The sequence below is a fragment of the Pseudanabaena sp. FACHB-1998 genome (assembly GCF_014696355.1).
Taxonomy (GTDB): Bacteria; Cyanobacteriota; Cyanobacteriia; order Pseudanabaenales; family Pseudanabaenaceae; genus Pseudanabaena.
In genome coordinates this window covers 24,373-48,753 of record NZ_JACJQA010000006.1, presented here as the reverse complement: position 1 = coordinate 48,753, position 24,381 = coordinate 24,373, and the positions used below count along the sequence as shown (strand labels likewise).

The window sequence follows — 24,381 nt, the reverse complement described above, 5'->3', positions numbered from 1 at the left end:
AATATTTGGCACTCAAGCAGGCTCATCAAATTGCTCTAAATACTAAGCATAGAGTCAAGATGCCTATAAAAAAACCCCTAAAACTTGGCATTGAAATTGGCATAGCAATATTACTAGTACTCGGTCTGCTAGTAATATTGGGTTGGTATACAGGAATAGTCATTTTTATTCAGATCAACCCTCAATTTGTGCCGATGCAATTTAATACAGCTCTGGGATTTGTTGTCACTAGCTTGGCAATGGGAGCCTTAGTAAATCATCGGCGGGATATTACTAAATATACAGGGTTATTGGTGGGTATCTTGGGAGGGATGACCTTAATTCAACATATCTTTGGAGTTAACCTTTACATTGATGAGCTTTTTATGAAGCATTACATCACCATGGCGACCTCTGCGCCCGGACGAATGGCTCCCAATACGGCTCTCAACTTTATATTGGTAGGAATGACGCTCTTTTGTTTAGGGCAGAAAAAATTAACGATTAATCATCTAATATTTAGTAGTCTGTTAGGCTCCCTGACCCTTGGTTTATCGATGGTAGCTCTGTTTGGCTATATGTCCCGTGTCGAGGCGGCGTATAGCTGGGGTAACTTAACCAAGATGGCAATCCATACGGCTATAGGGTTCATGGTGGTGGGGGTGCTTTTAATCTTAGAAACAAGGATGTTAAGTAGACAAATTCGTCAAAAGTTACCCTCCTTTACCCTACCGATTACCTTTAGCTTTTTAGGCTTTATCGTTACCCTGAGTCTGTGGCAAGCTCTATATTTTTCCGAGCTACAAATTAATAGACAATACGGCATCAAAACTGACAACTATGTAGCTACGGGAATTTTGATTTTTGGTGGACTATTTTCTATTCTCTTAGGGATCGCCACATGGTTAGCAATTAAATCACAAGAGCAGTTACAGGAAAATAAGCTGGCTCAAGCCCAAATCGTCGCCCTTAATCAGCAATTGGAAAAACTCTCCTATCTGGATGGCTTAACGGAAATTCCCAATCGCCGCGCCTTTGACATTGCGATCGAAAGGGAATTAGCCCGAGCCGTGCGTTATCAATATCCTATTGCCATAATTTTTATAGATATTGATTATTTCAAAGCTTTTAATGATTATTACGGGCATCAATTAGGTGATGCTTGTCTGCAATTGGTAGCATCAGCAATTAGTGAGGTGTTACATCGCAAAACGGATATGGTGGCGAGGTATGGTGGCGAGGAATTTGTAATGTTGCTACCAGATGTCAATCTGGAGGGAGTCGAAAAAGTTGCGGCGATGACTCTACAGGCGATCGCTGATCTCCAAATTCCCCATGAAGCTTCTAAGGTTAGTTCCTATGTGACGATTAGTGCTGGGCTCAGTGTCTGTATTCCCGATAATGAAACCTCCCCTAAGGCGCTAGTCCGCCTTGCCGATCAAGCCCTCTACAAAGCGAAAATGAACGGTAGAAACTGCATAAAAACACCATAAAAAAGCCATAAAAAAGTGGCGCTAAGCGCCGCTTTTTTATGGCTTTTTTATTAATAACTGAGTCCTTTAACTGTCTCAAAAAAGAATCTGGCGTTATCTTCGGGAGTAGTGGCGAGAATGCCATGTCCGAGGTTCATGATGTGACCCTTGTTGCCAGCTTTCTGCACAACTTCCAAAATCCGTTCGCGGATGTAGCTCTGATCAGCGTAGAGAACGCAAGGATCGAGATTACCCTGTACAGGAATATCACGCCCAATGCGATCGCGGGCTTCCGCAAGATCCACCGTCCAGTCTACGCTGATGATATCTACGCCAGACTTAGGCATCCGATCTAGCACACCCGCACTACCGCTAATGTAGAGGATCATCGGCGTATTGGGATACTTAGCCTTAACCTTGTCTACCACCATCTTTTGGTAGGGCAACGCAAAGACTTCATAATCCGTTGGGCAAAGATGTCCAGCCCAAGAATCAAACATCTGCACCACTTGAGCGCCACATTCGATCTGGTGGATGACATACGTGCCGATCATCTCCGCCAGTTTCTTTAAAAAGCTATGCACGATCGCTGGCTCTTTGTATGCCATCGCTTTGATCGTGGAGTAATCCTTAGAACCTTTGCCTTCAACAGAATAGGCGGCTAAAGTCCAAGGTGCGCCCACAAAACCGAGAATCGTCGCTTGATCCTTAACTTCTTCTTTGATCGTACTTAAAATTTGGCGAATGAAGGGAACCGCCGTATCGGGATCAAACTCTGTAAGTGCGTCAACTTGGGCTTGAGAACGAATTGGTGACTCAATAATTGGTCCTCTGCTTTCGATGATATCAAAATTAATCCCAATACCCGTGAGGGGAGTAAGAATATCGGAAAACATGATCACGCCATCGGGTTGAAAGGCGCGGAATGGCTGTAAAGATATTTCGGCGGCGAGTTCAGGGATTTCTGAACGTTCTCTAAATGTTGGATATTTATCGCGCAGATCTCTATACACCTTCATGTATCTTCCTGCTTGGCGCATCATCCATACTGGTGGACGATCCAGTACTTCACCTCTTGCTGCCCGTAGCAAGCGATCATTTCCTCCCATAATCAACTCTTTCCTGTAGATTTAAACTTTTTTATTATTTGTGCTTTTGAATTATAGAACGTGACGTACCAGACATAACTAAAGTAAATAGGGGCGCAATGTCCCTCTATTGGCTTGAGCTTTGCTAAATCCCAGAGGCGGAAATCGATTCATGTCTAAACCTAGGATCTTTTTAATTATTAATTCAGGTTTGATTGCTTATACTTTCTTTAAGATATGTTATTAATACTTAAGCTAATAAAATCTTAGAACTACAGATTGTTGTGTTCTGTGATACATGTCTAAGCTCTCGTAAGCCATTGACATCGTCTAATTAAAGATTCGACCAAATCAGATCTTTAGGTTTAAAAATTGTGATTAACAAAGGGGCAAATTTGACAAGGGATACTGATGTGGTAGTGGATAAAGAAACATCAGAAGAGGCATTGCCATTAACTTTGCCAGAAGCAAAAAAACTTCAGCCCAAAGTAATAGCGATCGCCTTAGCTTGCATTGCCGTCGTCCTTGCGATCGCCATTTGGTTCTTGCGTCCACCCCTCGATCCCTACACTGAGTCAGTGCTAAAGCTGACGGGCAGTCCCGCCCAAGGACGCTCGATATTTGTAATGAATTGCGTAGCTTGTCATGGACAATGGGCAAATGGAAAGGTTGGACCCAATTTGCATGGAGTATCCGATCGCAAGTCTGATGCTAAGTTAATCCATCAGGTAGTAAGCGGCGAAACACCTCCCATGCCACAGTTTCAGCCTAGTCCCGAAGATATGGCGGATTTATTGAGTTATTTAAAGCAGTTATAAAAAGAGAGAGGCGGCGCTTCGCGCCGCCTCTCTCTTTTTATAATTCTAAGCCTGTAGTTGTAAAAGTTCGGTGATCCCCTTTTCGGCAACATCGAGCATTTGATTTAACTGCGATCGCGAAAAAGTATCAGATTCGCCTGTGCCTTGCACTTCGATCAGTTTGCCAGAGCTATCCATCACCACATTCATATCCACACTTACAGCCACGTCTTCTTGGTAATTTAAGTCCAAAATTGGCTTGCCATCAATTAAGCCAACGGAGACCGCCGCCACGGCATGACGAATTGGCGATCGCGTAATTTTGCCCTCCGCAAGTAGGCGATCGCAAGCGGCTCTAAGCGCCACAAATCCCCCTGTGATCCCGCCTGTGCGTGTACCGCCATCGGCTTGCAAGACATCAATATCTACAGTGAAGGTGTAATTAGCGATCGCGGACATATCTAGGGCAGCCCGTAAACTGCGCCCAATCAACCGTTGAATTTCTTGAGTCCGTCCTGAGAGTTTCATTAATTCTCTTTGTTGACGGGGAATCGTGGATGCAGGGAGCATTCGATATTCGGCAGTTAGCCAACCTTGATTGCTACCTGTCAAAAACTTAGGCACACCTTCCTCGATTGATACCGTACAAATTAGTTGGGTATCACCAAATTTTGCCAACACTGATCCCGCAGGGGCTTTGGTAAATGGTTGTTGTAATTGCACAGGGCGCAGTTGATCCCAAGCTCTACCATCGGGGCGTTGAAAAATCGGTAAATCACTCATAATTCATTTGGGTAAGTTTTATAGCTAAATATTGTGAGGCGGCGCAAAGCGCCGCCTCACAATATTTGGATTTTGATTTGTCCTAATCCAAGTGACCATGATACCAAAACATAAAAATTGCGAAGAATCTGATCGCAATTAAAAATACCGCAAAGCCATGTAGCGAAAGCCTCGCTTGCACTAAAGGGCTTTGCTACTTATTTTTCTTGCCACCTTTTTTAGAGGGGGCTTCCCGATTTGGTGGTAATAAAACCCGCTCCTCAGGGCTGAGTTCTGTTGCTTTATTAAAGGCCGCGATCGCCTCAGAATCTTGTCCCAAACTTCTTAGCAGCAAGCCCTTTGCCCGCCATGCATCCGCACTAGTAGGATCTATTCGGATAGCTTCTTCGATTTTGGCTAGGGCTTCTTGAGGCTTGTTATTACGGTTAAGAATGAAGGCTTGAGCTAGCAATTCTTCGACCGATAAAGGTAATGCTGTAGGGCTTGGCGTAACAGTGGGAGTTGGAGTTGGAGGGGGACTAGGAGTAACAGTGGGAGTTGGAGTTGGAGGGGGGCTGGGAGTTGGCGCGGGGGTAGGCAAAGCTTTTGGAGGCAGGCTATTGGCAATTTCAGGGGGATTTTTGGCTGACTTCCCAATCATCAAGAACAGGATTAACAGTAGCAATGCACCACCCGCTATCCACATCCACAGGGGAAATCGGCTGAGCAATCCATTTAAAAATGGGCGGCTTGCTGATTCTCTCTCAAAGCCGACAGTTTGATTAGGGGGATAATCATTGGGAGGATAGGGAGCTTGGGGCACAACCTGAGTCGCCATATTGCTGACACTATTTGCCCCTGTGATTACTGTTGCGGTATTACTGCTTAGATTCATGACCGTTGGTAAGTCATGCTCGGCAGAGGGCAAGGTGGCGATCGCCTCTAAAGCTTCCTGTGCGGTCTGATAGCGCTGACGGAAATCGTAGCGCACCATTTTGTCGAGCAGGTCGAGAAATTGCGGTGAGTAGTTACCCTGAAGCCCATCGCGCCACATTAATTCGGCAGTTTCAGGATTTTCGGCAAATAGGTGCGGGTCTGCGCCCGTAATGGCTTGGATGATCATCATTCCCACCGCATAAATGTCACTGCTAAAGCGGGGTTTGCCGTTAAGTTGCTCAATGGGCATATATCCGGGGGAACCGATCGCGATCGTTAAATTCGTATTACCTTGGGGATCGCCTACTAAGCCGCCGATTTCTTTAACTGCGCCAAAATCAATCAGGACAATTTTGCGATCGCGATTACGCCGAATTAAATTAGCGGGCTTAATGTCGCGATGCACTACCCCGCGCTCATGCACAAATACAAGTATTTCTAAAACCTCTTGTAACAAGGCGATCGCTACAGGTTCAGGCGATCGTTTACCGTGACCGATTTCTTTGGTGAGGTCTGTGCCGTCGGCAAATTCTTGGACTAAATAAAATTCTTCGCCTTCTTGAAAGTGGGCAAGCAAACGGGGAATGCGATCGTGGGAACCCAGAGAATAAAGGATTTCTGCCTCTTGATCAAAGAGCCGCTTGGCAGTTTCTAAAACAAAAGGTTCTTTAGATATGGGCTTAAGTTGTTTCACCACGCAGGTAGGATGCTTGGGCAGGTCAATATCTTCAGCCAAATAGGTTTGCCCAAAGCCGCCACCCCCAAGGTGACTAATAATCTTGTAATGCCCTCTAAGTATGGTGTTCAGCACATTTACACTACTATTTATACTGTGGGGTATTGTTAAAAACTTATCGTCATTATCGCAAAGACTCAAGCTTTAATACCAAAACTAAAAATGGCGTAGCCATTTTTATAGCAATGTAAGTTTTGCTTAGGACATAAAACCAAAAAAGAGAGTTGCGGCGCTTCGCGCCGCAACTCTCTTTTTTGGTTTTGGTTTGTACTGGCTAACTCTTGCTTTGCTATAGTTTTAAAAAACTTTACTGGGTTTGGTTTTTACTTCACAAAGGTGTTGTCACACTTTCGGGAATTGTATACTTCCCAGTGAAAAATTAGACGTTGCGGCGCGAAGCTCCGCAACGTCTAATTCTTGGTTTTATATGTCTATTTCTTTGGTGGGAAGGGAGTAAGAACTAAGAAGTGAAATAAAGCAGCAGATTTTTTGTAGCTCGGCGAAGATGCGCTACAAAAAATCTTATTGCAAATTTTGTTATGTGTTTTTGCAAACCTTTGCTAAGATATAAATCGCTCTGAAATCGAAAGAGCAAATCACGGGTGACTGGCGCAGTGGTAGCGCATCGGACTCTTAATCCGCTGGTCCTGGGTTCGAATCCCAGGTCACCCATAAGTTTAATTACATCTTTTTCATTGATAGTCGATTGGGGAGGTCACCCTGCACATCATTAATTAGTTTTTGATTTATATGCCTGTTTTGGGGAATTAGGTTGAGGGTATACATAATCTAATTCCCCATTTCTCACCATTTTACTAAGATATTCTTCGCGTAAATAAGACTGGTCGCGATGTAATAGTTCAGCCAAATCTGATGCTTCTAGAGCTTGCCATTCGCAAAGTTGTAGGATAAGAGCCTTCATTTTTTCAGGTGATGTTCTTTGCCCTACATTGGCAATAGCTTGTTTTAATTTTTCAGGCAATTGTCTTAAGTTATTTTGTGCAAAATCTGTATCTGAGGAGTTGGTGGGCATTATCTGTGCAGTAGACTCCTCAGATAACTCCCTATCTGAGGAGTCTACTGTCGTTATCTGAGGAGTAAACTCCTCAGATAGTTCTTCTACAACATTTGTCGGAAGAATATAATGAGTTGCTGAACCTTTACCTTCCTGTTGTAGTAAGCCCAAATCTCGTAAATGAGTTAAACGCCGACTAGCGGCTAGTGTATCAACACAATTGATATGGCGATAAGTTAAGTTATTGATAGTGCCTAACTCTCTGGTGACAATTAATGCTTTTGCCTCATCATCACTAAGGTTATAAGCTTTAAAGTGAGAAAGCCATTGCAAATCTTCATCACTAAGGAAGTGATGGGTTAAGAGTTTAATGGTGAAGTTATCTTGTTCTCGACTAGACTCAAAAATTGGAATTGACAAGTTAGCTTTTTGCATGGCATCAATCATGACGCGAACGCCCGTCCCTTTGGTTTCTGCAATATTGAGGTCATGCAAAACAGCGGCAATTTTTTCATTCCGTGTCACAGAGCCTGCCTGACCTAGCTGATCATAAGGTTTTAAAGAGTAGCCCCCATTCAATATTTCGATCCGATTAGAAAAACGAATAATTTGTATAGGTTGATTCTTGCGGTAATTACGGTGCATAAGGGCATTGACGATCGCTTCACGAATAACGTTACGAGGTATCAATGGGATGTCTTGCCTGTATATGCTGTTGTCAGGCAGTGAAAAGGCTTTTGGAATATCGTTGATTACAAGGTTTATGAGTTTGGGTATGGCTATTAGTAAAGGTTCTAAGACTTCTATGGTCTGATAGCGCTTGTCGGGATCGGGTATCCAAGTTCTTCCTTCAACGCTGATGTAATCTACTCGACACATGGGAAAATAACGCCTCAGAGCGGCAGGTTTACCAAACAAAAGTAGCCCTGCGATGGTTGCACATATTTGTCCCTGAAATTTGGTTGTAGAGTTTAGGGAATACAATAAATCAGCATTGTCATAGCTGAGTTCAGATGCATTAGGGTTTGCGTCTTTCCTGATTCTTCGATATTCGGCGATCGCTCTAGGATCAAGGTCTTCGATACTGGTATCTGATATTGGTGTTTCGTCATAGGTTCGTCGATTTCGGAGTTGATAAAATAGGGCTAGGTCTTCTTCTGTACATTTTTGATCCGTTGACCCAATACGCCGATAAGCTCCTTTGGGTAATCCTTTACTTTTGATGTAGACAGGCTTGTCGTGTGGTTGGACTTCAGGAATATAGACAACGATGACATTTTTGCCTTCTGGTGTGGTGTGTACTTCAATGGAAGGACGGATAGGCAAGTTAAAACTTTCGCAACATTGAGTAGCTATATCGCTTTGGATTTTGTCAGGGTTATCAATTCCTGTTATCTGGTAGTCTTCGGAATCATCAATGCGGGTGACTCCGAGCAAGAGATAGCCTCCGCCTAAGTTTGGCTCGTTAGCAAAAGCTGAAATTGTCTCCCAGAGACTTTTGCCTGCTTCTGATGCTTTTTTTGCTTCAATAGTAACCGTTTCATCACTATTGATAAGTCTTTCCCAAAGTGCTTCAAAGTCTAGTTCTAGCATTGTCTATTACAATTCACCCTTAAAGGCGCGATCAAGTATTGATGGCAACATTGCATCAAGTTCTCTTAATGCCTCTTGCCTTGTGTACTTCATTTCATCAACTTTTGTCTGTAAGCTATCGAGATATTCGACAATGTGGCGTTGTTCAGGAATTGGTGGAACAGGGATATAAGTAGATTTTAATCTTCCTAAACTTACGTTGTACTGTCCTGCTGTAGTTCTAGCTAAATCAAATAACTGTCCTGAACTACGCAAATATCGCAGAATTATTTGTATGTAATCAGGAGTAACTATTGTTAAATCGCAACGTATCTTAATTAGGTATGAAGCAAATGCAGTTGCTTCTGTTAACTTTGGTACTACAGCGCAACGCCCCACTAATTCTGCACTGCCATTAGTTCGGACAATAAGTATATCTGCTTCTTGCAAAAATGCTTTTTTCTGTTCAGCGTTACTTAAAAATCCATACTTGATATCAGCAAAGCTTATCTTCTCTGAAGCTACATTAGGTATGCGTAGTACTGGAAAAGTATTATCAAGGCGTTCATACTCACATTTTGCAGATATTCCATAGCTAGAGTCAATAATTAATTTATCTAGTTGAATACTTTGATATTTTTGTATAAGGTTATCGGCTATTTGAGATAACTCACTTTTTGGGAAAGCATTACATTCTTTGATCGCACTGACTCTTAATCCTCTTGCCTCTTCGATTTTTGCGGCGATCGCCTCTACCTTAGCCACTATTTGCCGTTGTTCATCTAGTGGTGGTAATGGGATTTGATAATTTAGAACTTCATTAGGACGAATTGCTGCATAGTTTGTAGATCCTTGTGCAGTTACCTGTTCTATGAAAAAAGGAGTTCGGATAAAAAAGTTTAAAAAATCGCGATTGATGACATTTTCATCAATTTTAAATAGAAAATAGTGACTACTTACAATAGATTCATCTAGGTCGTTTGGAACAATACCAAAACCGCCCATTTTGGCATCAATTTCTGCTACTAAGAATTCTCCAGACTTACAAACCTGCTGTTTCTTTGTTCGTATTTCAGAACCTTGTACGATATCCCTTAAAACTATCCCATGTGCATGACACTTCACTCGACAGCGCTTATATTTTTTTAGGTCATCAATTTGGATGAATTCTTTACGATGTTGAATAGCAGCCCCTAATGGCACTAAATCCCATTCCTGACTCATACACTAGCCCCCAATAACTGCTCAATCTCTGCCATCAATTCATCTACACGCCGATCTTTAATCAAAATATCAGCAAGTAATCTTTCGGGCGGTAAATGCTCAAAATCTTGCTGTGAAACAGGATTTTTGCGATCAAGATTGTAGATTACCCAGTAAATTGCATCACCCTTTGACTGCTCATCCTTAGTGATCGCCCGTTGGTTCTGCTCCTCCTTTTGGGCAGATTTTAGAGCTTGCTTTAAACCTGTAATTTCCTTAGCCCCATTAGGCAAACTTTGGATTTTGTCCTCTAACTCCTTAACCTGCTTAGCCAAACCATTAGCGATCGCCGTTGCAGACTTAGCAGCATCCCAAAATGGTGTAGCCTCTGCCCTTGCTTGCTCATAGGTAGCTCGAAACTCATAGCGCCATACCCGATCATTAGACTCATCACCATCGCGATCGCCCCACCATGCCAAGCAGTTGTTAAACTCCTCATCCTGCATTGGCTTAGTTTTGCTATATTTCTTCATCCCCTCTGGTGGCAAAATCTCGTAATACCAGATCACATCTGTCGGTTTAGTTGCATCAAAAAACAGCAAATTAGACGGAATACTCGTATATGGCTCAAATACCCCATTGGGTAAGCGCACAATCGTATGCAGATTAAATTTAGTTAGCAATTCCTCCTTAATTCTGGCGCAAATGCCATCACCAAACAGCACCCCATTAGGCACAACCACACCAGCCCGACCTTGACCGATTTTTAGCGATCGCATAATCAACTGCAAAAATAACAGAGCCGTCTCAGAAGTTTGCTTATCAGGAGGGAAATAGCCCTTAATTTTTGTCTCTTCTTCACCACCAAAGGGCGGATTAGCCAAAATCACATCAACCTGTTCACCAATCCCAATTGAAGTAAGTGCCTGTGCCAACGCATTGCGATGTTCAATATCAGGATATTCCACCCCATGCAGTAACAAATTCATCTGTGACAGCATATAGGGTAAGGGTTTCGCTTCAATCCCTGTAATACTCGATTGCAATGCTTGCCAATCCTTTGACGCACAATTTGCCTTTAAATACTCGTAAGTCTCGATTAAAAATCCACCCGTCCCACAGGCAGGATCTTTGACCTTTTCGCCTAACTTTGGGGCGATCGCCTTCACCATAAACCGCACCAAAGCACGGGGCGTATAAAACTCACCAGAATCCCCCGCCGCGTCGCGCATTTCCTTGAGCATCGACTCATAGAAATTACTAAGAACGTTCATCTCCTCCGAATTATCGAAGTGAATCTCATTCATTTTATTTAAGACATCGCGTAGCAAAGCGCCGCTAATCATGCGATTGCTAATGTCCTTAAATACCTCACGCACCACATCCTCGCGATCGCGCCCTGTCAAACTTTGCAAACTTCGCAAATAAGCAAACAGCCCTTTATGCTTCGTGTTATCAGGTAAAGTCACCTCTTCACTATCAATAAATCGCAACAGAGCATCACCACTGAGCAAATGTAAGGATGTTTCTGTTTGCCCCTCTTTTTTTACCCAATCGCGCCAACGATAGGGATATTGCAAAAGCGTTTTATATTCCTTACCCTCTAGCAAAGCCTCCTGTTCGCGTAACTTTTCCATATCATCTAGCAACTTGAGAAACATCATCCAAGTTAGCTGTGGCAAGCGATCTAGCTCCCCATTTAGCCCCTTATCTTTGCGTAACAGATCCCGCGCTGATTTAATGACACTGCCAAGCCTTTGAGCAGTATTTACAGGTTGTTCTACCTTTTTAGTCCCTTGTTTTGCCTGTCCCTTTGGTGATGGATCAATCTGGGAATTTGTAGTTTGTCTTGCCATTAAAAAATCGCTATGCCGTATACAACAATATCTGTAGCTGCTCAATTGCCTGTCTCAGTGTATCTGCTCCTCCGAACTTATCGACAACTTCTTTTACATTGCCAAATTTCTCCTCAATTTCCTTGACTTTGAGCGCCGCAGGTAAAACAAGCTGATCCAACCCACCCTCTTTATATTTATCTAGCAAAAGCTCTAACAGCGATCGGGCATCGTCCCCATACTGCTCAAAAAAGTCTTTTCGCTTACGTTTTAGACTCTCGGCACGTTGCTTATAGGTCATCACAGGTGCATCAAAGGCAACATGACAGAGCAAATCAAAGGGATCGGCATCAGGCTGATTGGTGACACTTTTTAAGTCTTCAAACTCAATGCCCATCTCACTTAGTTGTTCAATAATCTCTGATCTGCCTTTCGTATTTAACCATCGTGTCTGAACTTCAAGCTCAGTCCGATACAGTGTCCTCACCTGTTCTTTGGTGTAGTCCACCAGCTTTACTGCTCGTAAGAGCTTGCCATTTAAGTCAAGTTCATAGACGATTTCGCCAATTACCTCGCATTGTCCCCCATCAAAATAAAACTTGCGGGGCGGTTCATCATCATCAGGAATACCAGTAAATCCCCTAGGCTTACGATCGTCATCATCGTCATCAGGCGGGATGTCTGCCCCATCTGGATCATCATCTATATTTTCATCATTTCCATGATCGTTTTCGTCTGTTGGCTTCTCCTCAACTGACTCACTACCCTCTACCGTTTGCCCATCATCATCCATTGTTTCCGTCTCGATGCGTGTCGGTTCACCATCAAAAGCAGGATCAGCAAATAATCGTGTGCAGTTTGTATAGTCCAAGATCGAAAAAGACAGTTTTCCACCCTCTTCATATACTCGCGTCCCCCGTCCAATCGTTTGCTTAAAGTCCGACATTGATCGGATTACCTTGACTAGCACGACATTCTCACAGGTTGGCACATCTACACCCGTTGTTAAAAGTTTTGACGTGACAGCAATTACAGGTGTTTGGGTAAGCACGTCCTTAAATTGATAGAGAAAGTTTTTACCTACTTCTCCTGCCTCAGAGGTAATCCGAACCACATAGTTAGGATGTTGCTTCACCAAATCAGCATTGCAATTATTCAGCGCTGCAAACATTTCTAAGACATGAGCTTCATCGACACAAAAAACAATCGTTTTTCCAAAGCGGTTATTTTTCTTGAGAAAATTAGATATATGGGTGGCGATCGCCTGTGTCCTTACCTTCAGAGCTACAGAGCGCTCAAAATCTCCTGTTTGATATTCTGCATCAGGGATTTCCCGACCATAGCGATCCTTATCATCAGCACTGGGTCGCCATCCCAATGCATCAAAGCTAGTTATGACTCGATGGACACGATAGGGTGCTAAAAATCCATCCTCAATCCCTTGCTTTAGGGAATAGGTATATAAAGGATTGCCAAAATAACGATAGGTATCAACGTTGTCATCGCGTTTGGGTGTTGCAGTCAAACCTAGCTGAAAAGCAGGGGCAAAATAATTCAGGATCGCTCGCCAGTTACTCTCACTCCTTGCACTGCCACGGTGACACTCATCAATGATGATTAAGTCAAAGAAGTTAGGACTATATTGCTTATACAGCCCCTCAATATTTTCATTACCCGCTAATGCTTGATAGATCGCAAAATAAATTTCTCGACTCTTGATCGCTCCCCCTTGAATTTTATGCAACACCCCATCACCAAAGGGCGCAAAGTCCTTCAGCATTGGATCGTCTACCAAGATATTGCGATCGGCTAAAAACAAAATGCGTGGCTTGCGATGTTCCCCCGTTGCATTCCACCCCATTTTCCATAAAGTCTGACAAATTTGAAAAGCAACTGTAGTTTTGCCCGTCCCCGTTGCCATCGTTAGCAACATCCGCTTTGAGCCTGTCAAAGTCTGTTGGATCACCCTCTGGATCGCAATCCTTTGGTAGTAACGCGGTACTTTCCCTCCTGTTAAATCAAACGGAGTTAACATCTTTTCTGCAAGCTCATCACTTAGATTTTGTGACTGGACAAATCTAACCCAAAGTTCACTAGGACTAGGAAAAGCATCAAGTTCAGTAATTAAACCAGTTGTATAGTCAAACTCAACAATTCCCACCCCATTTGTAGAATAAGCAAACTTTAGCCCCAATAGTTCGGCATAGTCCTTAGCTTGCTGCAAGCCATCATGGGAAGATTTGTATTTTCGCTTTGCCTCCACAACAGCTAAAGGAAAATCTCTGGTGTAACAAAGCAAGTAATCAGAGTATTTTTTGTCGCGTCGCCCCTTCCGCTTACCTCTAGCAATAATTGCACCAGCATCGATCGCATACTGCTCTGTAATTAAATGAGGCTGCGATCGCCATGCATCGAGTTTAGGTAAAACGTACTCACGGCAAGTATCCGCCTCATTCATATCAAAATAAGATTTTTTACATATTTAATATACTTTACATCAGTAATTCTAAATTATGTGCAGCTACTTATTGATTGTGTTCTATATCCATTGCTACTTTGCTGGAATTGACTCGGAGCTAGATCAAGGCTATAGAGTTGTCACAAATCAAGAATTTGTGTCAAAATTCTGAGATATTTTGTGCTTGTGGAAAAGAATTATGCGTCTAGGACAATTGCTGTCGTTGGCAGGGTATCAAAATCCTACTCCTGAATTAGATGGTTTAGAAGTGAAGCGCGTAATTACAGACTCGCGAGCTTGCCAAGATGGTGATTTGTTTATTGGCATGACGGGAACTCAGGTGGATGGCGGCAAATTTGCGCCACAGGCGATCGCCCAAGGAGCGATCGCGGCGATTGTGTCGCGGACGGCTTTAGATGAATTGCCCGATGCAGTTAAAAATCGGGCGATCGCTGTGGATGATGTCGTGGTTGCTTGTAGTCAACTTGCCACCGCTTTTTATGAATATCCTGCCCAAAAGCTAAAACTGGTGGGTGTCACGGGAACCAATGGCAAAACCACCACCACCCACCTGATCGAATTTTTATTGCAGACCCAGTATGCAGTGGCTCTGTTTGGGACGCTGTATACCCGTTGGGCTGGTTATTCTAAAACCGCAACCCACACTACACCCTTTGCAGTGGATTTACAGGCGCAACTTGCCGAAGCGATCGCCGCAGGTTGCGATGTGGGCTTGATGGAGGTTAGCTCCCATGCCCTCGCCCAGCAGCGTGTGCTGGGCTGTCCCTTTGAGGTGACTGTATTTACAAATTTGACCCAAGACCACTTGGACTATCACAAGGATTTGGAGGATTATTTTCAGGCAAAGGCTTTGCTCTTTAGCAATACCTACTTGCAGGGACGCGCAATTATTAATTTAGATGATTCCTTCGGACAGCGATTGACCCAAATGATTTCTGGGCAGCCGATCTGGACTTATAGCATTAGTAATTCACAGGCTGATTTCTATACGGAGAATTTGACCTATTTACCCCACGGGGCAACGGGAACTTTGCATACACCACAGGGGGCGATCACCTTTAATTCGCCATTAGTGGGGCGGTTTAATGTCGAAAATATGTTGGCGGCGATCGCGGCGGCGCTACACATGGGCATGAGCTTAACCGAGGTGGTGAATCGGCTACCCGAATTTAAGAGCGTTCCGGGGCGGGTGGAGCGGGTGCAGGTCAGTGATGATCAAGATGTAACCGTGGTGGTGGACTATGCCCATACCCCTGACAGTCTCGAAAATCTACTCAAAGCCATGCGTCCCTTTACACAGCGAGAATTAATTTGTGTATTTGGCTGTGGCGGCGATCGCGATCGAACCAAACGTCCGCTTATGGGTGGAATTGCGGCGAGACTCGCTGATCGCGTTTATGTCACTTCCGACAATCCCCGTACCGAAGATCCCCACAGAATTCTGGAAGATGTGGTCGTGGGAGTGAAGGCGGATATTGGTGACAAACCGATGATTGTTGAAGGCGATCGCCATAAATGCATTCATCTGGCGATCGCTGAAGCGAAGTCAGGGGATACGATCTTGATAGCTGGCAAAGGGCATGAAGACTATCAAATTATTGGGCGCGAGAAAATCCATTTTGATGATCGGGAGGAATCTGAAGCGGCTTTAATCCATCGCCAACAATCTTCCCGCCAATTGGCTTAAGCTCCTTACCCAATTAATACCAAAGCACACAATGACTGCGTCATTGTGTGCCTTTAAAATCCTTGCTGGGTTTGGGTTTTAATTCTCAAAAGTGTTGACACACTTTCATGAATTGGTATAACGGAAATAAGGGCTTTGCCGTAGAATAAGGAACCACTTTTTGATGACAGGGCGCAGTCGCGGCATCAAAAAGCTAGTTCTTTATTAAATTGCATGACTCTAAGTAGTTTTGGGAAATTAAATGTAGGATGGGTTAGCGATCGCCTAAACCCACCATCTTTGCCCAAATGAAAGAGATAGCTAGAATCAAAACCCAAAATATAAGTAGCGGCGCGAAGTGCCGTTACTCATATTTTGGATTTTAAATCCTCAGAAAACCTTTCATTGCCATAACACCACTAAATTCTAGGCAAAAACACGTAAGGAGTAACAGTTATGAGGCAAAAGGAAGTATATTCAAAACCAAGTTAGGTTCACTAAAGCTAGATACATCTAGCTACGCCTACTACTTTATATCAATTCTAAAAATAAGATCCCTTTTTAGAATGTCTATATTCTGTTACGTATCCTTCAGTTGGGAGAATTCGGACATGGGATAATCCCTATGACATATCCGAATCCTAAAATACTTCGTATCAAAAGTTTAGGAAGAAGTAGCTACATGGGTTCCCAAATCACCCCCAAACCTAAATTGCTAGTTATCGATGATGAACCCGATAACTTAGATTTGCTATTTCGGACTTTTTATCGTGAGTATCAAGTTCTAAGAGCGAATAGTGGCTTAGAAGCCTTGGAATTACTAGATCGGGAGGGAGAAGTTGCGGTAATTATCTCCGATCAAAGAATGCCGATCATGAGTGGAACGGAATTTTTGAGCCAAATGGCGGTTAAATATCCCGACACCATGCGAATCATTTTGACGGGTTATACCGATGTCGAAGACTTGGTGGAAGCGATTAATACTTGCAAGGTTTTTAAGTATGTAACGAAGCCTTGGGATGAATTAGAACTGCGAAATGTCGTCAGCCAAGCGATCGATACTCACAATGTTTTACGCAATCGCACCGCCGAACTAAGGCGCACTCTACGTCAACAATCTCTACTCAATGCGATCGCTTCCTCCGCCGATAGTGATGCCCCCTATCGAGAAATTATCGCCACCATTGCCGAATCCATTGCTGGTAATTTCGAGGTTTCAGCAAGTATTTTACGCCTATGTGAAAATGGAGAGCTAGCCGAAGACTATTTCGCCTATAGCACTGAGCCAATGGTAGGTGTAGAGCAGCTAGCGAACTCGCTCATCCTGCGATCGCAGATCATTGCCATCAGTAATATCGATGGAGATTCGCGCATTACCCAAGAAGAATATTTAGTATATGCTCAGGCTCATATTAAGTCAGTTCTATTTGTACCCCTAGAAGTTAAAAAAGAATGTCTAGGAATGCTTGCCCTTTATCATTGTGAGAGTTCCCATGAATGGACAAGTGATGAACTGGATTTAATAGAACTAGCCAGCGATCAAGCCGCGATCGTCAGTTCCCGTGCTAGAGCCTACGATCAGATTCAAGAACTAGCTAAGCGAGAATCTCTACTTAATACCATCACCAGCACAATTCGTTCGAGTCTCGATCCCCAGAAGATTTTTGCTTCGATTACTCAACAATTAGGACAAGCTTTAAGTTCTGAAAGTTGTGCCTTATCTTTATGGACAGAATCCGATCAATATTTACGTTGTGTAGGACTGCATCTCATCGATCCCAATCAAGCAATTAACACTAGTGCGGATGAAACCATCTTGCCCCAGTCGATTGTCAATATTTCCGTCAATCCTGTATTTCAAGCCTTAATTGAAACTAAGCAGCCTGTTGCCATTAGCGATTTACATGAAGATCCTGAATGGAACATTATTGATCTGCCCCTCCGTTCTATTGCCCGATCGCTTTTGATGGTTCCCCTCCTATCCGATGGTAAAATTATTGGTAGCATCTCCATGCGCCAAAATCAACATCCTCGCCAATGGAAGCCAGAGGAAATTTCCTTAGTACAAGCGGTTGCGGCTCAAGCAGCGATCGCTGTACAGCAAGCCAATCTGTTTCAAAAAACTCGTCAGCAGGCGCAGCAATTGCTAGAGCTTGATCGCCAAAAAACTGAATTCTTCCAAAATCTGTCCCATGAATTTCGCACGCCCCTAACCCTCACCATTGGACCTTTAGAAGCGGCGATCGAGCAGTCCAATCCATTACCCTATGAGCAATCTGTAATAGCCCTGAGAAACTGTCGGCGACTCTTACGGCTTGTTAATCAACTGCTGGATATTCAGCGTCTTGATGCTGGCAAGATGCAGTCTTGTTTCCGTCCTTGCAATCTCATCGAATTTACTAGCCAAACCATTGATTCTTTCCGTCCCTATTGCGAACGCAAAAACATCCATTTATTCAGTGAGTTTCATAATTGCTCTAAAGAAATTTATCTGGATTTAGAGAAATTCGATAAGGTTCTCTATAACTTACTTTCCAATGCCATGAAGTTTACGCCTAGTAATGGCAGTATTACGGTGAGTATTGATACTGATCTCGCCCAAAAGCAATGTATTTTGCGGGTTCATGATACAGGAATTGGAATTCGCCAAGATCAAATTCCCTTCTTATTCGATCGCTTTCGTCAAGCGGAAGGTTCGGTCAATCGCAGCTATGAGGGCAGTGGCTTAGGCTTAGCCCTCGTAAAGGAATTAGTAACTTTACATGGCGGTGATATTTCCGTTGATTCTGACTATGGCTATGGCACGACTTTTACCATCACAATTCCCACTGGTAAGGAACATCTACCTGCGGAGCAGATTACTAATTTGCCTGCGGACTTGCAAATCTCTAGAGCCTCCGTCGAACTAGCGGATTTAGAAACTGATCTCAATTTTGAAGAAGATGCGATCGCTAGTGAATTGGAAAATGAGATTGCTGTATCTACGCCATTTCACAAAATCTTAATTGTGGATGATAATCGCGACCTGCGAGGCTATTTGCGTCGAGTTCTCAATCAATCTGGCTATATAGTATTTTCGGCTTATAATGGCGCTCATGGTTATGAACAAGCCCAAAAACACCGCCCCGATCTGATCGTGACCGATTTAATGATGCCGCAAGTCTCAGGGCTAGACTTGATTTCGCTGATTCGTCAAAACGAAGAGTTAGCAGGTACACCGATTATTTTGTTAACGGCTAAGGCTAACGAAGAAACTCGGATTGAAGGAACAGAAATGGGTGCAGATGGTTATCTGGCGAAGCCTTTTAACGATCGCGAATTGTTAGCCGAAGTTCGCAACTTGCTTGCTCTCAAAACGAACGAGCGCCGAGTTGCTCAACTCAATCTCTATTTAACCGAATCAGTTCTCAAACGATTTTTACCGCCCAGCTTGGTTTCCAAGGCTGCCACAGGCAAGCTCAGTCTTGATTTGCGTCCTGAGCCGAAAATGATTACGGTTCTGTTTACCGATATTGTCGGCTTTACTTCCCTTGCCAATACTTTGCGATCGCGTCGGGTGGCGGAACTGCTCAATCAATATCTCGGAGCGATGACGGAGGCAATTTTTGCCAATGGTGGCACTGTCGATAAATTTATGGGCGATGGGATCATGGCGCTCTTTGGTGCGCCCGAAGACTGTAGCCCCAATGAGCAAGTGCGGCGGGCCGTGCAGACCGCTAAACATATGCAGCGATCGCTAGCCCAACTCAATGAGCAATGGCAAGTACAGGGCATTCCGACCGTAAGATTTCGTTGCGGTATCCATCAAGGTACGGCGGTGGTGGGGATGTTTGGCAGTGCCGAGCGATCGGATTACACGGCGATCGGCCCTACGGTAAATATTGCGGCGCGAATACAAGCAGCAGCCGAACCCGACTGTATTCTCGTTTCGGCGGCGGTCGCGGATTATTTAGAAGATGAAGAGCTTCGCAAACGCGAACCTCTCAAGCTCAAAGGTGTTGATGAAACTGTATTAACATTTTTTGTGGATAGTTAATCCCGATTCACAAAATAGCAATACCATTTTGTGAATCTCCAAACCTAACCCACGATTGCATTTCAACTAGATTTGGCGGGAGCGAAGCTCGCGCCAAATCTTAAATAAAGATCATTGGTTTATCTTTAAAGGGAGCAAAAGCTTCGGCATCAAAACGATAGAGACTGGCCGGACGACCAGCACCCCGAGAAGTTTTAATTCCTGTATCACTCAAAAAACCTAACTTCAGTAAACGGGTGCGAAAATTGGAATAATCGGAGAAATTCTCTCCAAGTACAGTTGTATAGAGTTGATAGAGATCGCTGAGGGTAAAGGCTTCAGGCAAGACATCAAAGGCGACAGGGCTATATTCTAATTTGTTGCAGAGGCGGCGATGTCCGTATTCGAGAATGCGATTGTGATCAAAGGCGAGTTCGGGAACTTGATTAACGGGATACCATGCGATGCCACTAACTCCATCAGCAATTAGTTCCGCTTGAGAAAAGGGAACTAGAGCAAAATAGCTAACAGATAGATAGCGTACTCCATAGCTATCAGGAGCTTCACGAGGGTCACGTCCGATATCACCAAAGGTAAAGAGTTGTTCGAGATAAAGATTTTTAGCGCGAATTTTTTCCGAGAGAATACGATAAGCCGATTCTTCAGGAGATTCGCCCTGACGTACGAGGGTTCCCGGCAGACACCAGCGATCGCGATAGGGTTCATGTTGGCGCATCACCAGTAATACTAATAGACGATTCTGCTCGGTATCAACGGAAAAGATCACGTTATCGACACCAACCTTGAAATCTGCTAGGGGTTTTTTAGTTACTGCGGTGCGGGACTTGTCTGCCATGCGTAAAGCGACTCTCGTTGGATATATGCTGCGACTGTGGGTATTATGACTGAACTGTTGCCATTGTTGCGATAGTCTGACGAAGAAACGTTAGGTATCGAGGTGGAGTCGGGTGCGATCGCCACTTCAGTACCCATCTGAACAAGGCGCTCAATATCAGTCTGCTCAATGCTTACACCTTGACGGGGGACGACTAGCAGCTTAACTTGATGTAACAAATCTTGGGCGCGATACCATGTCGGCAATTGCAGCACAAGGTCGCCCCCAATGACAAGGGTAAAGTTTGCCTCGGGCAAGATTTGTTTGGCTTTCTCGACGGTATTAATCGTGCGCGGATCACTCAGTTCAGGATGCAAGCCAATGGTTTGAGCAGGTGGTTGGATGGCGGCGATGGTTAACTCCATCATGGCAAGGCGATCGCGTAGGCTTGCTTGATGAGTTTTGAAGGGGTTATCTGATACCCAAACTATTGTGCGATCGTAATGATTATCCAACCATTGCAATATCTGCTGATGTCCAATACTCGGTGGATCGGCGCTAGTTCCAAAAAGAGCGATGTTCATTGGCGTATTTTAGGAGAGAAATTCTGGATCGAGGATTTGGGCGATCGTATATGGGCATTCCGTCGGAAATGTTTGTAGAGATTTTTGGGTTTCCTTTGCCTCGTCTCTACGCGCCCGTCGATAGTATTTCTCTATCCATTCTGAATCTTGAAGGAATCTTTGCAAACTAGGAGTATCTTCTAAACAGTCTTGAATTTTGTCTCGACAATTAGAAAGTGTGTTATTCCAACTCGGGGTTCTTTTCTCAGATTGGTACTGGTCTTTAAGTAAGTGCATCACTAATACTTGAAAATAGCTACTGAGTTCTTTTTGTTCGCTACGTCCCAATGATTCCAATTCTTCGATCAAATTTTTTACATCCAATTCTGCCCAACGACCTTTCTGGAGGTACTCAGCCTGTTGCTGTGTCCATGTTAAGAAGTCTTGTTCATAATTTGCTACTTTTTCCATAGTCTAGTTTGCTTGGTTGGCTATCTAAAAAGCTATATATGCATGTTAAAGCATTTTTTGAACGCTCGCCTTTCTCAAAGCTAAAAATCAAAGTGATCGCCAAATTCATTAAGTCTCAAAACAGCGATCGCATTAGCCCACATTGAAATTTTCCTCAAGTCAACAGTCTCAAGATTATCATTACCAGTGAGATTTACTATGATTTATGGCAGATAGTGATAATAATCTATGATATGAATGAAAATATATAAGATTTTGACCTTATTTATAATATAATTCTCTCAATTACAACTTTAAGCCTAATTATGATTTGATATGGCTCCTCGAAAAAAATCTATAACGCCTAAGTATTTTGGTCAGGGGGGGATTTCTGTCAAAATCCCTAGAATTGCATATACAGCTAACGCTCTGAGGTTTCAGTCAGAGGAAGATTTAGAGATTTATATTGAAAATCACTTTGATGAGCTTTTTCCTGATTTGGAGTTATTGCAACGTCAATTTCGATTAAAAACTAATCGCTACGATTTACTGTGTCGCCATAAACAAACACGTCAAGCTGTTATTTTAGAATTAAAAAATGAAGAAGATCGAAGTATTATTTGGCAATTAGTTAGGTATAGAAAACTAATTATTACTGAGCGTCCCTTCTCAGATCAAATAGATTATTCACTACCTGTTGAGTTAATTGCGATCGCACCTTCGTTTCATGAAGATAGTTTTACTGATAAAGAAGCTTGTAAGTTTGAAGACGATATTACTTTATTAAACTTTATTTTTAGAACAGAGAGTAAAGTTATCCAAATCGGAAAATGTCAACATCTTATTCCTTATGCAATTCTTGGTTTAGCAGAAACTCCGACCTTATATGCCGCACCAAAGTGGAGTGATATTAGGAATGAAGTACCTGCTTTAGCAAATTTAATGGTGAATTATATAGCTGAAGAATATCGAGACGATTTTTGGAATTTACGAACTTTATTTTTATCTCAAACGAAAGTAAAAGAAATTATCAACTCTACAGGTAGCCATATATCTTATGCAACTAGCGGTAGAGAAGGTAGTAAAAAACTAGCAGAAATAAATATTTCTAGTAGGCAGTCTGGTAGGCAGATATCATTGTTTTTATACTTGCCTACATATCATACTGATTTGTCTTATGTTTATGGCAGATTGAAGAATTCTATAAGGATTAGTAAATTTGAATTAGTCTTTACTGAATGTCCTAATTTATTTGCCTTTGATAGCTATTTTAATTATCTGGTAGGTTGTCCATCTGGTGGATTAAGCTCAAAGGAAAAAGAAAATATAGCTAAAGCTTTTCAAGATAATAGATTGAAGTTTATTAGAGGTGGAATGCAAAAATGGAGCTTGCCTAAAAATTATATAAGTTTATTGAGCTTTAATTACAAAAATCCTATTGTTTTTCAAGAGTTATACCCTGATTTTGTCGCCGCTAACCCTACAAATTGGTGGAAAGAATTTCAAACTCAAGAAACTGATAAATTGGGATGGTTTGTAGATTTAGCAATTCGAGCTTGGCGCTATAAAATATAGATTCACCCTATTTTCACTAAAGCTAAGCTTACTTATTTTTAAAAGGCGATCGCTACTATGACCAATATTCTCGACATCATTAAAGCGGATTACGCGAAATTTCCTGAGGCGCAAACCTATAGCATCTATAGCGAAGATGTTTATTTCAAAGATCCTGTGTATAACTTTCGGGGGATTAAACAATATCAAAAGATGATTGGATTTATCACCTTTTGGTTTAAAAATCTCAAGCTTGAACTCCATGACATTTCGCGTAACGAAAATCTAGTTAAAGCTAGCTGGACAATGAGTTGGGATGCGCCTTTACCTTGGAAACCTCGGATTAGTGTTACAGGTTGGAGTGATTTAACTGTGGATAAATTTGCGGATAACTTAGATAAAGGAGACAGCGATCGCGAGTTAATTATTTCCCATGTGGATTATTGGGAATGCACCAAATTTGATGTGATCAAGCAGCATTTTGTTTTCTAATTTGAGCCTTTGGAAATTTCTAAAATATCCTCAAAACTAGGTATAGATATATCTGTAGCCTGTTCGCTAAGCCATAGCCAATATTCATAATTACCAGTGCGTCCTTGGATTGGCGAAGGCATTAAACCTTGAAATTGCCAACCTAAACCTTGAGCAGTGGTTAAAACATTGGCGATCGCCTCGGCTCTAATTTTGGGTTCGCGCACAATCCCATTTTTGCCAACTTGTCCCTTGCCTGCCTCAAATTGTGGCTTCACTAGCAATAAAGTCTCACGGGGCGATCGCAACAAATTCCAGAGCGAAGGCAAAATTTTAGTTAGGGAAATAAACGACAAATCCAAAACCGCAAAATCTGGAACAATATCGCCATCAGCATACAAATCTTCGGGCGTAAGATGTCTGAGGTTAGTACGTTCTCGCAACACCACCCGTTCATCACTACGGATTTCCCAAGCTACCTGACCATAGCCCACATCAATCCCGTAAACCTTAGCGGCTCCCTGCTTCAGCATACAGTCCGTAAAACCACCCGTCGAGATACCGCCATCAAAACAAGTGCGATCGCCTAATTCCATTCCAAACTTAGCTAAAGCTCCCGCCAATTTTTCGCCACCACGCGACACAAAAGGCGATTGCTGTTTCACCAAAATCGCTGCATCTTCCTTAACCTCCATGCCGACCTTATCAATCACCTGTTGATTGACTTGCACCCAACCAGCCCGAATAAACTTTTGCGCTTGCTCTCGCGATGGAGCAAGCTGAAGGTCAACTAGTAGAACATCTAAACGCTTTTTCAAATAACCGATCCTGTGGCTAAATTCGGAAACTTCTAGATTATACCAAAGAGCAAAATGGCAGAGCCATTTTGCTCTTTGGTATAATCTAGATAGCAGTACCGCACGCTACGCGGGCGTTATTGCTATCTCAGTTTT

The 24,381-nt window shown here is 43.0% G+C and carries 17 protein-coding genes and 1 tRNA gene; 7 read left to right on the top strand and 11 right to left on the bottom strand.

Annotation, left to right across the window (positions count from 1 at the left end; translation table 11 throughout):
- Nucleotides 1-59 precede the first annotated feature (59 nt).
- Nucleotides 60-1,472, top strand: a complete 1,413-nt coding sequence (locus tag H6F42_RS02795) for a diguanylate cyclase (RefSeq protein WP_190397839.1) — start codon at nt 60-62, stop codon at nt 1,470-1,472.
- Between the two features lie 50 nt (nt 1,473-1,522).
- Here H6F42_RS02795 and hemE read toward each other — a convergent pair whose 3' ends face one another.
- Nucleotides 1,523-2,560 (bottom strand): uroporphyrinogen decarboxylase, encoded by a 1,038-nt coding sequence (gene hemE / locus H6F42_RS02790; protein WP_190397838.1) that lies wholly within the window; start codon nt 2,558-2,560, stop codon nt 1,523-1,525.
- A 374-nt stretch (nt 2,561-2,934) separates the two neighbouring features.
- Between hemE and H6F42_RS02785 the strand changes: the two genes are divergently transcribed.
- Nucleotides 2,935-3,357: a cytochrome c gene (locus tag H6F42_RS02785; protein WP_242018304.1), complete on the top strand. Its 423-nt coding sequence runs from the start codon at nt 2,935-2,937 to the stop codon at nt 3,355-3,357.
- Between the two features lie 45 nt (nt 3,358-3,402).
- On the opposite strand, the gene rph is transcribed toward H6F42_RS02785, so the two are convergent.
- Both rph and H6F42_RS02775 read right to left on the bottom strand, forming a co-directional pair.
- On the bottom strand, nt 3,403-4,119 hold the full coding sequence (gene rph, locus H6F42_RS02780; protein ID WP_190397837.1) for a ribonuclease PH: 717 nt from the start codon (nt 4,117-4,119) through the stop codon (nt 3,403-3,405).
- 193 nt (nt 4,120-4,312) lie between these two features.
- A complete protein-coding gene (locus H6F42_RS02775) occupies nt 4,313-5,845 on the bottom strand; it encodes a serine/threonine-protein kinase (protein WP_190397836.1) in 1,533 nt (510 codons plus the stop codon).
- A 525-nt stretch (nt 5,846-6,370) separates the two neighbouring features.
- Between H6F42_RS02775 and H6F42_RS02770 the strand changes: the two genes are divergently transcribed.
- A tRNA-Lys gene (locus H6F42_RS02770) sits at nt 6,371-6,442 on the top strand.
- Nucleotides 6,443-6,500: 58 nt separating this feature from the next.
- Here H6F42_RS02770 and H6F42_RS02765 read toward each other — a convergent pair.
- The 4 genes from H6F42_RS02765 to H6F42_RS02750 are packed head-to-tail and all read right to left on the bottom strand — an operon-like array spanning nt 6,501 to nt 13,853.
- Nucleotides 6,501-8,378, bottom strand: a complete 1,878-nt coding sequence (locus H6F42_RS02765; protein WP_190397835.1) for an RNA-binding domain-containing protein — start codon at nt 8,376-8,378, stop codon at nt 6,501-6,503.
- Between the two features lie 6 nt (nt 8,379-8,384).
- On the bottom strand, nt 8,385-9,581 hold the full coding sequence (locus H6F42_RS02760) for a restriction endonuclease subunit S (protein ID WP_190397834.1): 1,197 nt from the start codon (nt 9,579-9,581) through the stop codon (nt 8,385-8,387).
- Nucleotides 9,578-11,416: an N-6 DNA methylase gene (locus tag H6F42_RS02755; RefSeq protein ID WP_190397833.1), complete on the bottom strand. Its 1,839-nt coding sequence runs from the start codon at nt 11,414-11,416 to the stop codon at nt 9,578-9,580. The genes H6F42_RS02760 and H6F42_RS02755 overlap by 4 nt, the downstream gene beginning before the upstream one ends.
- A 10-nt stretch (nt 11,417-11,426) precedes the next feature.
- Nucleotides 11,427-13,853, bottom strand: a complete 2,427-nt coding sequence (locus H6F42_RS02750; RefSeq protein ID WP_190397832.1) for a DEAD/DEAH box helicase family protein — start codon at nt 13,851-13,853, stop codon at nt 11,427-11,429.
- A gap of 199 nt (nt 13,854-14,052) precedes the next feature.
- Here H6F42_RS02750 and H6F42_RS02745 point away from each other — a divergent pair, with 199 nt between their 5' ends.
- Nucleotides 14,053-15,561, top strand: a complete 1,509-nt coding sequence (locus tag H6F42_RS02745) for a UDP-N-acetylmuramoyl-L-alanyl-D-glutamate--2,6-diaminopimelate ligase (RefSeq protein ID WP_190397831.1) — start codon at nt 14,053-14,055, stop codon at nt 15,559-15,561.
- Nucleotides 15,562-16,222: 661 nt separating this feature from the next.
- Nucleotides 16,223-19,576 (top strand): response regulator, encoded by a 3,354-nt coding sequence (locus H6F42_RS02740; RefSeq protein ID WP_190397956.1) that lies wholly within the window; start codon nt 16,223-16,225, stop codon nt 19,574-19,576.
- Between the two features lie 100 nt (nt 19,577-19,676).
- On the opposite strand, the gene H6F42_RS02735 is transcribed toward H6F42_RS02740, so the two are convergent.
- Genes H6F42_RS02735 through H6F42_RS02725 form a run of 3 tightly spaced genes read right to left on the bottom strand, consistent with a single transcriptional unit; the run spans nt 19,677 to nt 21,424 of the window.
- Nucleotides 19,677-20,411, bottom strand: a complete 735-nt coding sequence (locus tag H6F42_RS02735) for an NUDIX domain-containing protein (RefSeq protein ID WP_190397830.1) — start codon at nt 20,409-20,411, stop codon at nt 19,677-19,679.
- Complete coding sequence (locus H6F42_RS02730) at nt 20,384-20,974, bottom strand: nicotinate-nucleotide adenylyltransferase (protein WP_190397829.1); 591 nt, start codon at nt 20,972-20,974, stop codon at nt 20,384-20,386. The genes H6F42_RS02735 and H6F42_RS02730 overlap by 28 nt, the downstream gene beginning before the upstream one ends.
- Nucleotides 20,975-20,983: 9 nt before the next feature.
- Nucleotides 20,984-21,424, bottom strand: a complete 441-nt coding sequence (locus tag H6F42_RS02725) for a DUF29 domain-containing protein (RefSeq protein ID WP_190397828.1) — start codon at nt 21,422-21,424, stop codon at nt 20,984-20,986.
- A 315-nt stretch (nt 21,425-21,739) separates the two neighbouring features.
- Between H6F42_RS02725 and H6F42_RS02720 the strand changes: the two genes are divergently transcribed.
- Both H6F42_RS02720 and H6F42_RS02715 read left to right on the top strand, forming a co-directional pair.
- Complete coding sequence (locus H6F42_RS02720) at nt 21,740-22,978, top strand: hypothetical protein (protein WP_190397827.1); 1,239 nt, start codon at nt 21,740-21,742, stop codon at nt 22,976-22,978.
- 57 nt (nt 22,979-23,035) lie between these two features.
- On the top strand, nt 23,036-23,449 hold the full coding sequence (locus H6F42_RS02715) for a DUF2358 domain-containing protein (protein WP_190397826.1): 414 nt from the start codon (nt 23,036-23,038) through the stop codon (nt 23,447-23,449).
- Here the strand turns inward: H6F42_RS02715 and H6F42_RS02710 are convergent.
- A complete protein-coding gene (locus tag H6F42_RS02710) occupies nt 23,446-24,246 on the bottom strand; it encodes a TlyA family RNA methyltransferase (protein ID WP_190397825.1) in 801 nt (266 codons plus the stop codon). The two genes, H6F42_RS02715 and H6F42_RS02710, sit on opposite strands and share 4 nt — an antisense overlap.
- Between the last annotated feature and the right edge of the window lie 135 nt (nt 24,247-24,381).